Below are 12056 nucleotides of genomic sequence, written 5' to 3' on the forward strand. Positions count from 1 at the left end.
TGGAAGCCTGCCGCGATGACGCCGGAACTGGTCATCTTCGACTGTGACGGCGTGCTGGTCGACAGCGAGGCGCTTTCGGTCTCGGCGCTGCTTAACATGATCGAGCTCGCCGGCGGCACGGTGAGCGAGGACGCCGCCTACGAGCATTTCCTCGGCAAGAGCATGAAAAGCGTGCGCGAGATCCTCGGCCGCGATTTCGGGCTGGAGATCAGCGATCAGCATCTGACCGCCATGCGCGTCGACCTGATGCGCAAATTCCGCGAGGAATTGAAGCCGATCCCGGGCATCAAGGATGTGTTGCCGAAGCTCGGCCGCCCCTGTTGTGTCGCCTCGTCCGGCACGCTGGAACGCATCCGCTACGCGCTCGACGTCACCGGCCTGCTGCCGCTGCTGGAGCCGCATCTCTTCAGCGCCACCATGGTCAAAAGCGGCAAGCCGGCGCCCGATCTTTTCCTGCATGCCGCCGCCTCGATGCGCGCGCATCCGCGCAATTGTCTGGTCGTCGAGGACAGTCCGGCGGGTGTCGCAGCCGCGCGCGCGGCCGGCATGCGAGTCCTTGCCTTCACCGGCGGATCGCATGCCTCCAATCCCGCCCTCAAGGCGCGGCTTGCGTCGACGGAACCGGACTTTATATTCGCTGACATGCTGCAATTGCCCGATCTGATTGCAGGCCTGGGAGCGAGAGAAAAAGCATCTTGACGAAGAGTTTCGTTTGCGCGGTCGATGTCGGCACCGGGAGCGCTCGCGCGGGCATTCTCGACGCACGCGGCAACCTGCTTGGCCGCGCCGATCATCCGATCGCCATGCATCAGCCCAAGCCCGATCACGCCGAGCATGATTCGGAAGATATCTGGTCGGCAGTGTGCAAGGCCGTGCGGGCAGCCCTCCAGAAATCCGGCGTCGCCGCCGGCGATATTGCCGGCATCTCTTTCGACGCCACCTGCTCGCTGGTCGCGCGCGACAGGCAGGGCGGCCAGATCAGCGTCTCGGCCACCGGCGAGAAGCGCTGGGACACGATGGTCTGGCTCGATCATCGCGCCATCGCCGAAGCCGATGAGTGCACGACAAGCGGCCACGCCGTGCTCGACTATATCGGTGGGGTGATGTCGCCGGAGATGGAAACGCCGAAGCTGATGTGGCTGAAGCGCCATTTGCCGAAGACCTGGGATGAAGCCGGCTATCTATTCGACCTCGCCGATTTCCTGACCTGGAAGGCATCAGGCTCGCTGGCTCGCTCGCAATGCACGCTGACGGCGAAATGGACCTATCTCGCCCATGAAGAGAAAAGCTGGCGGCGCGATTTCTTCGAGCTCGTCGGCCTCGACGATCTTTTCGAGCATGGCAACCTGCCGGAGAAGGCCAGCCCGGTCGGCACCGATATCGGCCCGTTGACGGCCGCGGCGGCCGCCGAACTCGGCCTGAGCGAAAAATGCCGGGTGGGCGCCGGCGTCATCGACGCCTATGCGGGCGCGCTCGGCGTCTTGGGCGGCTTTGCCGGCGACGAGAAGGGTATCAGCCGGCACCTTGCGCTGATTGCCGGCACGTCGTCCTGCGTCATGGCGATGTCGCCCGACCCGCAGCCCTTTGCCGGCGTCTGGGGCCCTTATTTCGGCGCGGCATTACCGACGCTGTGGCTCTCCGAAGGCGGTCAGTCGGCCACCGGCGCATTGCTCGACCACATCATCCGCTGGCATGGCGCCGGCGGCGAGCCGGACGCGGCCATGCACATGAAGATCGCCGGGCGTGTCGCCGAGCTGCGCGCCGAGGACGGCGATGCGCTGGCCGCAAGGTTGCATGTGCTGCCGGATTTCCACGGCAACCGTTCGCCGCTCGCCGATCCGCACGCGGTCGGCGTCATCAGCGGCCTGACGCTCGATTCCTCCTTCGACAGCCTGTGCAAGCTCTATTGGCGCACCGCCGTCGGCATCGCGCTCGGCGTGCGTCATGTGCTCGAGGCGCTGAACGAGAACGGCTATCTGATCGACACGCTGCACGTCACCGGCGGCCACACCAAGAACCCGCTGTTGATGGAGCTCTATGCCGACGCCACCGGCTGCACGGTTGTCGAGCCGCTGGCCGACGAGGCGGTGCTGCTCGGCACCGGCATGGTGGCGGCGACTGCTGCAGGTCTCTATCGCGACCTCAACGCGGCCTGCGTCGCCATGCAGCAGGGCGGCAGGACGCGCGCCCCCAACAAGGAAGCCGGCGCCCGCTTCGACCGCGACTACCGCATCTTCCTCGAAATGCACCGCCAGCGGCAGATGCTCGACGCGATCGGATAGCTTCCATCCCACGCATTTCCGGCTACGCTACGCACACATCCTCTGTGACTGGCGCGACTGATGGACCGAAGGCTTGATTGCCAGGTGGTTCCCCCAATCCGTCGCTGCTTCGCAGCGCCACCTTTCCCCCCTCCGGAGGGAAAGGAAGGGAGCGAGCGTTGGCGGCAAAAGGCTTGGCGCCCTTCCTCTCCCCCGTCGATCGGGGGAGAGGTGGCTCGGCGCGAAGCGCCGAGACGGAGTGGGGGTCGACCAGCGCAACACAAGACAATGCATGCGCCAAGCCGTCGTGCACGCTATCGCCAAAGACCAGCCGCTTGGAAATATGTACATCCCCCACGCAATTCCGGACGGAGTTGCGCTTTACTGCTTGCGCAGTGACAGACCAGTCGCGGCGTCGAACAGATGAATGCTCTCCTCCTCGAAGCTGTAGCGCACCGGCGCGCTCTGCTCCGGGCATTCGCGGGCCGGCACCAGCGCGCTGATCTCCTTGCCGCCCGAGCCGAATGTCACCAGCGCGTCATTGCCGTGGAACTCGATGAGGTCGGCTGTGCCTTGCAGCAGGTTCGCTGCGCCGGCCTCCACCGTCTTCAGGTCCGGAGGCCGGATGCCGAGCACCACACGATCGCCGTGCTCCAGGCGGAAGTCGCCGCCTTCCAGCGATAGCACCGTTCCCGCGCCGGTCAGCGTCCAACCATCGCTCTTTCGGGCCACCGTGGCGTCGATGAAATTCATGTTCGGCGTGCCGATGAAGCCGGCTACGAACTGGTTGCCGGGCCGCCGATAGATTTCCGCCGGCGAGCCGACCTGCTCGATCACACCGTCCTTCAGAAGCACGATGCGGTCGGCCAGCGTCATCGCCTCGAGCTGGTCGTGCGTGACATAGACGGTGGTCGTCTTCAGCGACTGATGCAGCCTGGCGATTTCGACCCGCATATGGTTGCGCAGCTTGGCGTCGAGATTGGAGAGCGGCTCGTCGAAGAGAAAAACTTTCGGCGTCTTGATCATGGCGCGCGCGATCGCCACGCGCTGCTGCTGACCGCCGGAAAGCTCGGTCGGCTTGCGGCCAAGATAGGGCTCCAACCCGAGCGTCCGCGAAACCGCCTCGACCCGCTTCTTGATCTCGGCCGCCGGCACCTTCTGCCGCTTCAACCCGAAAGCGATGTTGTCGAAGATCGTCATATGCGGATAGAGCGCATAATTCTGGAACACCATGGCGATGCCGCGGTCGCCGGGCTCCAGATCGTTCACCACCTTGCCGCCGATCGACACCTCGCCGCCGCTGATGTCCTCCAGGCCGGCCAGCATCCTGAGCAGCGTGGACTTGCCGCAACCGGACGGGCCGAGGAACACGACGAATTCGTGCTCCTCGATCGAGAGATTGAGATCGCGGATGACGCTCGTGGCGCCGTAGGCCTTGTCGACATGGGAGCAAACGATCGCGGACATCCCTCACCCCCTCTCGCCGGTGAGTAGGATCTGCAGCTTGACGTCCTCCGGCCTGCCTTGCGCCGCGCGCTCGAATGCCTTGATGCTTTCGGAGAAATCATAGGTGCCGGTGATCAGCGGCTTGAGGTCGACCTTGCCGGAGGCGATGAGCTGCAAGGCGCGGTCGAAGATGTTGGCATAGCGGAACACGGTCTCGATGCGCACTTCCTTCGAGATCGCCGCCGGCACGTTGAGCTCGACCGCTTCCACCGGCAGGCCGACCAGAACCACCGCGCCACCCGGCCGTACGATGTCGAACAGATTGGCAAAAGCCTTCGGACTGCCGCTCGCCTCGAAGACGATGTCGGCGCCCCAATTGTCGGTCGCGGCCGCAACGGCATCGGCCAGCGGCCGTTCGCCGATGTTCACGGGCTCGATGCCGGAATATTGCGCGGCGATCTCCAGCTTGGGCGCGGAAAAGTCCGAGATCAGCACTTTCGAGCAACCGCCGGCCAGTGCGGCCAACGCGATCATGATGCCGATCGGGCCGCAGCCGACCACCACGGCGACATCGCCTGGCACGATCCGGGCGCGCGTCGCCGCCTGCATCCCGATGGCGAAGGGTTCCACCATCGCGCCTTCGGCGAAGGAGACATTGTCCGGCAGCTTGTAGGTGAAGGCGGCGGGGTGGACCGTGTAAGGCGCGAGCACGCCATGCACCGGAGGCGTCGCCCAGAAGCTGACGTCGGGGTCGACATTGTAGATGCCGAGCTTGGCCGCGCGCGACGAAAGGTTTGGCACACCAGGCTCCATGCAGACGCGGTCACCCACCTTCAGGCTGGTGACACTGGCGCCGACCTCGACGATCGTGCCAGAGGCCTCGTGGCCGAGCACCATCGGCTGGCGGACAATGTAGCTGCCGATGGCGCCATGGGTGTAATAATGCACGTCACTGCCGCAGACGCCAACCGTGTGGATGGCGATCCTGACGTCGTCCGGTCCGACGTCTTGCGGCAGCGCGATCTCGCGCAGCGACAGTTCGCCTTTTTTCTCAAGCACCAGTGCTCGCATCGGGGTAAGCCTCACTTCAATTTTTCTTTTGCCGGAAAACGGAATTCAGGAAGCCGCTCAAAACGCCGAGGAACAGCAGCGGCGGCAGCGACAGGAGCACCACCGAGGCGTTCAGAATGCCCCACGGCACGTTCATGCCTTGCTGCGACAGCTCGGATGCCACGATCGGCAGCGTCTTGGCGTTGGAGCTCGACAGCATCAGCGCGATCAGGAACTCGTTCCAGACCAGCACGAAGCTGAAGGCGATGGCGCCTATGAGCGAGCGCGCCGCGACCGGAAGGGCAATCCGCCAGAACACTGAGTAGGCGCCGTAGCCGTCGACGAAGGCGGCTTCCTCGATCTCCTTCGGCACGCCCTGGAAGGCCGGGATGGCGAGCCACATGATGACGGAGATGGTGAGCAGCGAGTAGGTGACGATCAGCGCCGGCAAAGTGTCGTAGAGGCCGACCTGCAGCCAGATCACCATCAGCGGAATGGCCACCGCCACCGGCGGCAGGAAGCGCAGCGACAAAACGAAGAACTGGATGTCGCCGGCAAAGCGGTTGGGATAGCGCGCCACCGCATAGGCCGCGGGAAGGCCGAGCACGATGCCGATCACGACCGCCGAGCCGCAGGCGACGACCGAATTGTAGAGCCCGGTCAGCACGCTGTCGCGGCCAAGGATATAGCCGATATTGGCAAGCGTCGGCGTGAAGATCACCTTCGGCACGCGCGTGATGATGTCGACATTGTTTTTCAGCGCGTTGAGCGCCGTCCACACCAGCGGGAACACCGCCAGGAATCCGGCCAGCGCCAGTGTGGCCTTGGCGATCAGGCGGCCCGGTCTTATCGGCTTCATGCCTGCACCCGCTTCCAGAGCATGGTGAAGGTGATGACGGTCGCGATCATCATCAGCACCGCCATGGCCGAAGCGTAGGAGACCTTGCCGGACTCGATGAAGCCCTGCGAAAAGGCGTACATGTCGAGCGTCTCGGTGGCGACGCCCGGGCCGCCGCGCGTCATCACATAGATCAGGTCGAAGGAGCGCAGCGACTCGATCATCTTGACGAACATCAGGCTGATCAGCGGCGCCTTCAGCATCGGCAAGGTGACATAGGCGTGGATCTGCCAGCGCTTGGCGTGGTCGAGGCGCGCCGCCTCGATCGGCTGCGGCGGCAAGGTCTCGAGCAGCTTCAGCACGATGACGGCGAAGAACAGCCCCCATTGCCAGACATCGACCGAAGCAACAGCGAACAGCGCCGTCGCGGGCTTGGACAGCGGATCGAAAATCAGTCCGCCGGTGATCAGCCGGTAGGGGTAGGTGGCGATGCCGTAGAGCGGATGATAGGCGAATTTCCAGACGAAGGCGGCCGAGACGCGCGGCAGCAGCACCGGGATGATGAACAGGAGGCAATAGACATTGCGCATACGCGGCGAGGCGACCTCGAACATCAAGACGCCGAGACCGATGGCTACCACCATGGTCGCGACCACGGTGACGATCTCCCATTTCACCGAAACCCAGACGGCGTTGAGGAAGCGGCGGTCGAGGAAGAGATCGGCGAAGTTCGAGAACCACACCCAGGAATAGCCAGGCGAGCTCAGCTCACGATTCTGCAAAGCGATGACGATGGCATAAAGCGTCGGCACCATCGACAGCACCAGCAGGATGGCGAGCGTCGGCAAGAGAAAGGTGACGGGCAGGGAAGAGCGGCGGCGCATCGGCCTGTCCTTGCTTGGTTTGGCTTGCGGACATGAAACCCGCGGCGCCGGTCCTGGCATTCCTTCGAATGCCGTGGACCGCGCGCCGCGGGCGGGAGGATTACTTCTTCTTCACCAGTTCGTTGGCATAGGTCTCGAGCTCGTTGAGGCCGCCCTTGATGTCGGTGCGCGTGCCGGTGACCAGCTCTTCCAGGATGATGCCCCAGCGGTCGCCGAGATCGGGCCAACGCGGATCCTGCCAGAAGTTCACCGCCGTGACCTTGCCGGTTTCGGCCAGCGCCTGGCCGAGATCGGCGCCGTAGATGTCTGCGAATTCCTTGCTGGAGAGCACGCTGGTGCGGTTCAGTTCGCCGAACTGATGCGCGTCGAGCCGGCGCTTCTCGTTCTCCTTCGACGTCGCCCAGGCGATGAACAGGCCGGCGCATTTCTTCGCCGCGTCATCCGCATTGGCTTTGGTGCCGATGGCCAGCCCATGGCCATAGCCGCCGCCTGGCAGCGGCGAGGGCGGCGGCAGGAAGCCGACCTTGCCCACCACTTGCGAGGTCTTCGGGTCCACCGACATGCCGGACAGCGGCGTCGATTCGACGAGGATGGCGACCTGGCCGGAGAGGAAGGCGCCGGTCGATTCATCCCAGCTGCCCGTCTGCGTGCCGGGCGCGGAGTCCTTGAACAGTTTCAGATAGGTTTCCGTCGCCTTGACGGCGGCGTCCGAATTGAAAGCCGGCTTGTCGCCGTCGAACCACTTGCCGCCATAGGCCTTGAAGAACGGCATCCAGCGCCAGACATTGGCGCCCGAGCCGCGCGCGCCGCGCAGCGCGATGCCATACATGCCCTTGTCGGCATTGGTCAGCTTCGGCACGTCGGCGATCAGCTCGTCCAGCGTCTTCGGCGGCTGGATGCCGGCGGCTCCCAGCACGTCCTTGCGATAGACCATCAGGTCGCCGCCGCCGGTCAGCGGCGCGAACCACACCTTGCCGTCATAGGTGGCAACCTTCTGGCGGCCCGGATCGAAATCGGCGAAGTCATAGTCAGCCGGATAATAATCGGTCAGCGGCGCGATCCAGCCCGAGGAGGCGAACAGCGCGACGTTGGCCTCGTCGACATAGTAGACATTGTAGTTGCCGACGGTGGAGGCGTCGGCGCGCGACTTGGCGCGGCGGTCGTTCTCGTTGAGGTAGTCGATCTGGAACGACGCGCCGGAGAGTTTTTTGAACTCGTCCTTGGAGTCCTCCAGAAGCGTCAGGCCGTCGCGCGGCTGCGCCAGCACCTTGACCGGCGCCGAGCAGACCGGCGCCTGGGCAAGTGCTGCGGTTGATACGGATGCGGTAAGCACGAACGCTGCGCCGAGGCTGGCAGCGAGCCGATTTGAATTCATTGGTTTTTCTCCTCCAGGAACACTCGCGGAAGCGGCAGATCCTTGGGCTAAGCGACCCTCACCGTCGCCTTGTGACCTGTCACCCGTCGCCAAAATGAGCAGTCGGGAAGAGCGAGACTAGAAGCCCCGTTGCACCAGACCTGTACTTTTATGCATTGTGCAGCGCAAAAGGCGCTGCAGGCAGAGTCTGCTCGTCACACGAGTATCAGTGCCGTTTGGAGAACCTGCAGTCGGCCTTGATCAAGCTCGCAGCGTCAGCCGCTGCCGCGACAGCTTGCGATAGGATGACGGCGTCATCTTGTGCTTGCGCAGGAAGGCGCGGTTGAAGTTCGAGATGTTCATGTAGCCGACCTGGAAGCAGATATCGGTGATCGGAATCTCGGTATCGGCGAGCAGCTTGCAGGCCTGCCACAGTCTCAGCTTGGCGACATGGTCGCTGAAGGAGTTGCCGGTGTTCTTCTGGAAGAAGCGGGAGAACGTGCTTTCGCTCATGCCGGCCAATTGAGCCACCTCCGGCAGCTTCAGATCCTCGGCGAAATGCTGGAACAGATAGGTCAGCGAGCGCTGGATGATGTCGAGCGACTCGGCGTCGAGAAGCGGCGAAAAGTCCGGCGACGACAAAAGCGCGTATTCGTCGGTGGTGGCCAAGAGGTCCAGCAGTTCGAGGAACAGCCGGAACCTCGCCAGCCCATGCACCTCGCCCATTCGCTCCATCAGCTCGGCGCCGTCGAGCGCGGTCTGGCCATGGAAGACCATGCCGCGCAGCGAGCGTTCCAGAAATGGCTCCAACTCGCGCAATTCCGGCAGCAGCCCCGACGAGCCGCGCAGCCTTTCTGGATCGAACTGCAGCACGATATCGCGGCCCTCGATCAATTCGCCCGGCTGCACCGCCGTCACCCAGTCATGTGGCAGCCCGCCGCCGACGATGGTCAGGTAGCCCGGCCCGAACTCGCCGATATGGTCGCCGACCAGCACGACGCCGGAGGATTTGCGCAACAGATGGATCTCGTATTCGGGGTGAAAATTCCAGACATTGCGCTCCCATGGATAATCGTCCAGCCGCCACAGGAAGCTGTCGCTCGCCTCGGTCACGATGTGCTCGAAAGCGGGCACCGTGCGCGGGATCGCGGCCGTGTTCTTTCTGCGCCTGAACGGCATGCATTTCCTCCCGACATGGCGCGCCGGCTGCGCATGCCCGGGGGCATCCGTAGCAGCCCGCGGCCGGCAAATGAAAGAGGCGTCGCGGAATCCGGGCTCCACCTGGATCAATCGCTAGCCCGGCCTTCTCCCTTGCCAACATGTCGCTTTTCGTCCACAAGGCGACGCAAACGGCGCCATTTTGTGCCGTTTGTGTGCGGCTTCCGGCCTTCTTTGCCGACGCGCCGTGCCCTGAAGAGCGGAACAATGTCTGCGATCGAAACCGGCGCGCTTGCGCCGGAAAACCTTTGGCGTCAGGAGATCAGGGCGACGGTGGCGCTTGCCTGGCCGATGGTGCTGACCAATCTCGGCCAGACCGCGATGACCGCGACCGACGTCATGATGATGGGGCGCCTGGGCGCCGATACGCTGGCCGCCGGCGCGCTCGGCGCCAACCTCTATTTCATGCCGCTGATCTTCGGCCTCGGCCTGATGCTGGCGACCTCGCCGATGATGGCGACCGAGCTCGGCCGCCGCCGCCATTCGGTGCGCGACCTGCGCCGCACCGTGCGGCAGGGCCTGTGGCTGGCGATCCTGATCTCGATCCCGATCTGGTTGTTCCTCTGGCATGGCGAAGAGGTGCTTTCGGCCATGGGCCAGAAGCCGGAGCTCGCGCATGAGGCCGGCATCTATCTGCACTGGCTGCAATGGGCGGTGCTGCCCTTCTATGGCTATATCGTTCTGCGCTCCTTCATCTCGGCGCTGGAGCGGCCGGGCTGGGCGCTGATCATCGTTTTCGTCGCGGTGGCCTGTAACGCCTTTTTCAACTGGGTGTTCATGTTCGGCAATCTCGGCGTCCGTCCGATGGGCATTGCCGGCTCGGGCCTCGCCACCTCTTTGTCCAGCACGCTGATGTTCGTCGGCCTGGCGGCGGTGGTGATGCTCGAAAAGAAATTCCGCCGCTACCGCCTGTTCGGCCGCTTCTGGCGTTCCGATTGGCCGCGCTTCCGTGGCCTGCTTCGGCTTGGCCTGCCGATCGCCGGCATCCTCGCCTTCGAGGTGACGATCTTCAACGCGGCGGCCTTGCTGATGGGGCTGATCGATGCGGATTCGCTGGCCGCCCACGCCATCGCCATCCAGATCGCCTCGATCTCCTTCATGGTGCCGCTCGGCCTCAACCAGGCGGTCACCGTGCGCGTCGGCCTGGCGCATGGCGCCGGCAATCCGGAAGGCGTCTCGCGCGCCGGCTGGACCAGCTTCGTCATCGGCGTCTCCTTCATGGCGCTGATGGGGTTGGTGATGATCCTTTGGCCGCATGTGCTGATCAGCGCCTTCATCGACCTTGCCGATCCGGCCAATGCCAGGGTGATCACGCTCGCCGTTTCCTTCCTGGTGTTTGCGGCGCTGTTCCAGATCTTCGACGGCGCTCAGGCGGTGGCCGCCGGTATGCTGCGCGGCCTGCACGACACCAAGGTGCCGATGATCTATGCCGCGATCGGCTATTGGGGCGTCGGCCTGCCGCTTGGCGTGCTGCTCGCCTTCCATTTCGGCCTGAACGGCGTCGGCATCTGGATTGGCCTCGCCACAGGGCTGGCCGTGGTGGCCGCATTGCTGCTGGCGCGATGGCTCCGGCGCGACCGGATCGCGCCGGCGCTGTCCTTCGGCCATTGAAAAAACCGTCGGTCCACCTGCGGTTCTTTTCCGCTGCGCTCAGTGAGTCGCCGCCCGCTTCTCCAGCCGCCGCGCATATTGCGTCAGCGGGAAGCACATGACGAAGAAGATCAGCGCCACCAGCCCGTAGACCTTGAACGGCTCGAAGGTGGCGTTGTTGATCGCGTTGGAGGTTCGCACCAGCTCCTCGAAGCCGATGATCGAGGTCAGCGCCGTCGATTTGATGAGCTGCACCAGGAAGCCGACGGTGGGCGCCCGGGTGATGGCAAAAGCCTGCGGCAGGATGATCAGCCTCAGTTCCTGCAGATAATGCAGGCCGAGGCTGGCGCCGGCGTCCCATTGCCCGCGTGGCAGCGCGTCGACGCCGCTGCGCCAGATCTCGGCCAGATAGGCGCTGGCGAAGAAGGTGAGGCCCAGCACCGCCGCCATCCATGGGTCGATGCGCAGTCCCAGCATCGGCAGGCCGAAGAACATCAGGAAGAGCTGCATCAACAGCGGCGTGCCCTGGAACAGCGCGATATAGCCCGAGGCGATCCGCTTCACCCATTTGTTTTTGGCGATGCGGAAGAACAAAACGATCAGCCCGACCAGCGCACCGCCGATGAAGGCCGCGAGCGATAACAGCACCGTCCAGCGCGCGGCGAGCAGCAGATTGCGGACGATGTCCCAGAAGGTGAATTCGATCATGACACACCTGATCCGAGCGCCCGGCGGCCGCCGCTGACCAGCAGCCGGCGCAGCCCCATCGACAGGCCGAGATAGACCATGGTCACCACAAAATAGGTCTCGAACGCGCGAAACGTGCGCGCCTGCAGCATGTCGGCCTCATAGGTCAGCTCGCGCACCGCGATCTGCGACACCACTGCCGATTCCAGCATCATGATGACGATCTGACTGGTCAGCGCCGGATAGATCACCTTCAGCGCCTGCGGCAGCACGATCTTGATGAACACCTGGCGTGGCCTCAGCCCGAGCGCCAGTGCGGCTTCCGTCTGCCCGCGCGGCACGGCGTCGAGCCCGGCGCCGACGATCTCGATCGTGTAGGCCGCCATGTTGAGCGTCATCGCCAGCATCGCGGCCAGGATCGGGTCGAGCCGAATGCCGAGGCTGGGCAGGCCGAAGAAGATGAAGAACAGCTGCACCAGGAACGGCGTGTTGCGCATCACCTCGACATAGATGCCGATCGCCAGCTTGAGCGGCTTGGGACCATTTCGTTTGCCGGCAGCGCCGAGGATGCTGAGGAAGGTTCCCGCGAGCGTGGTGACGGCGATCAAAAGGATCGTCGTCGCCGCGCCGCGCGCGATTGCGCCCACGGCACCCGCAAGCCAGCCGAAGTCGAGGCTGTAGCCCATGGCGATTGACCTTGTTGGAGGCGCCTGACCTAGAGCAATCCC

General features: G+C 64.3%; 11 protein-coding genes. 3 read left to right on the forward strand and 8 right to left on the reverse strand.

Annotated elements, in window-relative coordinates; genetic code table 11:
- Positions 1-15: 15 nt before the first annotated feature.
- Positions 16-699 (forward strand): HAD family phosphatase, encoded by a 684-nt coding sequence (locus KVT37_RS07010; protein ID WP_217571027.1) that lies wholly within the window; start codon positions 16-18, stop codon positions 697-699.
- The gene (locus KVT37_RS07015; protein WP_217571029.1) at positions 696-2282 is read left to right on the forward strand and encodes an FGGY-family carbohydrate kinase; all 1587 of its coding nucleotides are present in this window, start codon (positions 696-698) and stop codon (positions 2280-2282) included. Before KVT37_RS07010 ends, KVT37_RS07015 begins: the two co-directional genes overlap by 4 nt.
- A gap of 360 nt (positions 2283-2642) precedes the next feature.
- Here the strand turns inward: KVT37_RS07015 and KVT37_RS07020 are convergent, their stop codons facing one another.
- The 6 genes from KVT37_RS07020 to KVT37_RS07045 form a co-directional block, all read right to left on the reverse strand.
- Positions 2643-3728 carry an ABC transporter ATP-binding protein gene (locus tag KVT37_RS07020; protein ID WP_217571031.1) on the reverse strand — a complete coding sequence of 362 codons (1086 nt, stop codon included), beginning with the start codon at positions 3726-3728 and terminating at the stop codon, positions 2643-2645.
- Between the two features lie 3 nt (positions 3729-3731).
- Positions 3732-4778 carry an NAD(P)-dependent alcohol dehydrogenase gene (locus KVT37_RS07025; protein ID WP_217571841.1) on the reverse strand — a complete coding sequence of 349 codons (1047 nt, stop codon included), beginning with the start codon at positions 4776-4778 and terminating at the stop codon, positions 3732-3734.
- Between the two features lie 16 nt (positions 4779-4794).
- Positions 4795-5616 (reverse strand): carbohydrate ABC transporter permease, encoded by an 822-nt coding sequence (locus KVT37_RS07030; protein ID WP_217571033.1) that lies wholly within the window; start codon positions 5614-5616, stop codon positions 4795-4797.
- Positions 5613-6479 (reverse strand): carbohydrate ABC transporter permease, encoded by an 867-nt coding sequence (locus KVT37_RS07035; RefSeq protein ID WP_217571035.1) that lies wholly within the window; start codon positions 6477-6479, stop codon positions 5613-5615. The genes KVT37_RS07030 and KVT37_RS07035 overlap by 4 nt, the downstream gene beginning before the upstream one ends.
- A gap of 100 nt (positions 6480-6579) precedes the next feature.
- The gene (locus KVT37_RS07040) at positions 6580-7854 is read right to left on the reverse strand and encodes an ABC transporter substrate-binding protein (RefSeq protein WP_217571037.1); all 1275 of its coding nucleotides are present in this window, start codon (positions 7852-7854) and stop codon (positions 6580-6582) included.
- Positions 7855-8094: 240 nt separating this feature from the next.
- Entirely contained in the window at positions 8095-9012 is a 918-nt protein-coding gene (locus KVT37_RS07045) for an AraC family transcriptional regulator (RefSeq protein ID WP_217571039.1), read from the reverse strand.
- Positions 9013-9258: 246 nt separating this feature from the next.
- Here KVT37_RS07045 and KVT37_RS07050 point away from each other — a divergent pair, with 246 nt between their 5' ends.
- Complete coding sequence (locus tag KVT37_RS07050; RefSeq protein WP_217571041.1) at positions 9259-10662, forward strand: MATE family efflux transporter; 1404 nt, start codon at positions 9259-9261, stop codon at positions 10660-10662.
- 39 nt (positions 10663-10701) lie between these two features.
- Here the strand turns inward: KVT37_RS07050 and KVT37_RS07055 are convergent, their stop codons facing one another.
- Both KVT37_RS07055 and KVT37_RS07060 read right to left on the reverse strand, forming a co-directional pair.
- Entirely contained in the window at positions 10702-11349 is a 648-nt protein-coding gene (locus KVT37_RS07055; protein ID WP_217571043.1) for an amino acid ABC transporter permease, read from the reverse strand.
- Positions 11346-12014 carry an amino acid ABC transporter permease gene (locus KVT37_RS07060; protein WP_217571045.1) on the reverse strand — a complete coding sequence of 223 codons (669 nt, stop codon included), beginning with the start codon at positions 12012-12014 and terminating at the stop codon, positions 11346-11348. The genes KVT37_RS07055 and KVT37_RS07060 overlap by 4 nt, the downstream gene beginning before the upstream one ends.
- Positions 12015-12056 lie beyond the last annotated feature (42 nt).

Source organism: Mesorhizobium sp. GbtcB19 (assembly GCF_019091085.1).
Taxonomy (GTDB): Bacteria; Pseudomonadota; Alphaproteobacteria; order Rhizobiales; family Rhizobiaceae; genus Mesorhizobium.

What these genes read in the sequence shown, in the direction of transcription:
- KVT37_RS07020 (WP_217571031.1), bottom strand. Translation starts at nt 3,728, where the DNA reads ATGTCCGCGATCGTTTGCTCCCATGTCGACAAGGCCTACGGCGCCACG.
- KVT37_RS07040 (WP_217571037.1), bottom strand. Translation starts at nt 7,854, where the DNA reads ATGAATTCAAATCGGCTCGCTGCCAGCCTCGGCGCAGCGTTCGTGCTT.
- KVT37_RS07035 (WP_217571035.1), bottom strand. Translation starts at nt 6,479, where the DNA reads ATGCGCCGCCGCTCTTCCCTGCCCGTCACCTTTCTCTTGCCGACGCTC.
- KVT37_RS07055 (WP_217571043.1), bottom strand. Translation starts at nt 11,349, where the DNA reads ATGATCGAATTCACCTTCTGGGACATCGTCCGCAATCTGCTGCTCGCC.
- KVT37_RS07045 (WP_217571039.1), bottom strand. Translation starts at nt 9,012, where the DNA reads ATGCCGTTCAGGCGCAGAAAGAACACGGCCGCGATCCCGCGCACGGTG.
- KVT37_RS07010 (WP_217571027.1), top strand. Translation starts at nt 16, where the DNA reads ATGACGCCGGAACTGGTCATCTTCGACTGTGACGGCGTGCTGGTCGAC.
- KVT37_RS07025 (WP_217571841.1), bottom strand. Translation starts at nt 4,778, where the DNA reads ATGCGAGCACTGGTGCTTGAGAAAAAAGGCGAACTGTCGCTGCGCGAG.
- KVT37_RS07030 (WP_217571033.1), bottom strand. Translation starts at nt 5,616, where the DNA reads ATGAAGCCGATAAGACCGGGCCGCCTGATCGCCAAGGCCACACTGGCG.
- KVT37_RS07050 (WP_217571041.1), top strand. Translation starts at nt 9,259, where the DNA reads ATGTCTGCGATCGAAACCGGCGCGCTTGCGCCGGAAAACCTTTGGCGT.
- KVT37_RS07060 (WP_217571045.1), bottom strand. Translation starts at nt 12,014, where the DNA reads ATGGGCTACAGCCTCGACTTCGGCTGGCTTGCGGGTGCCGTGGGCGCA.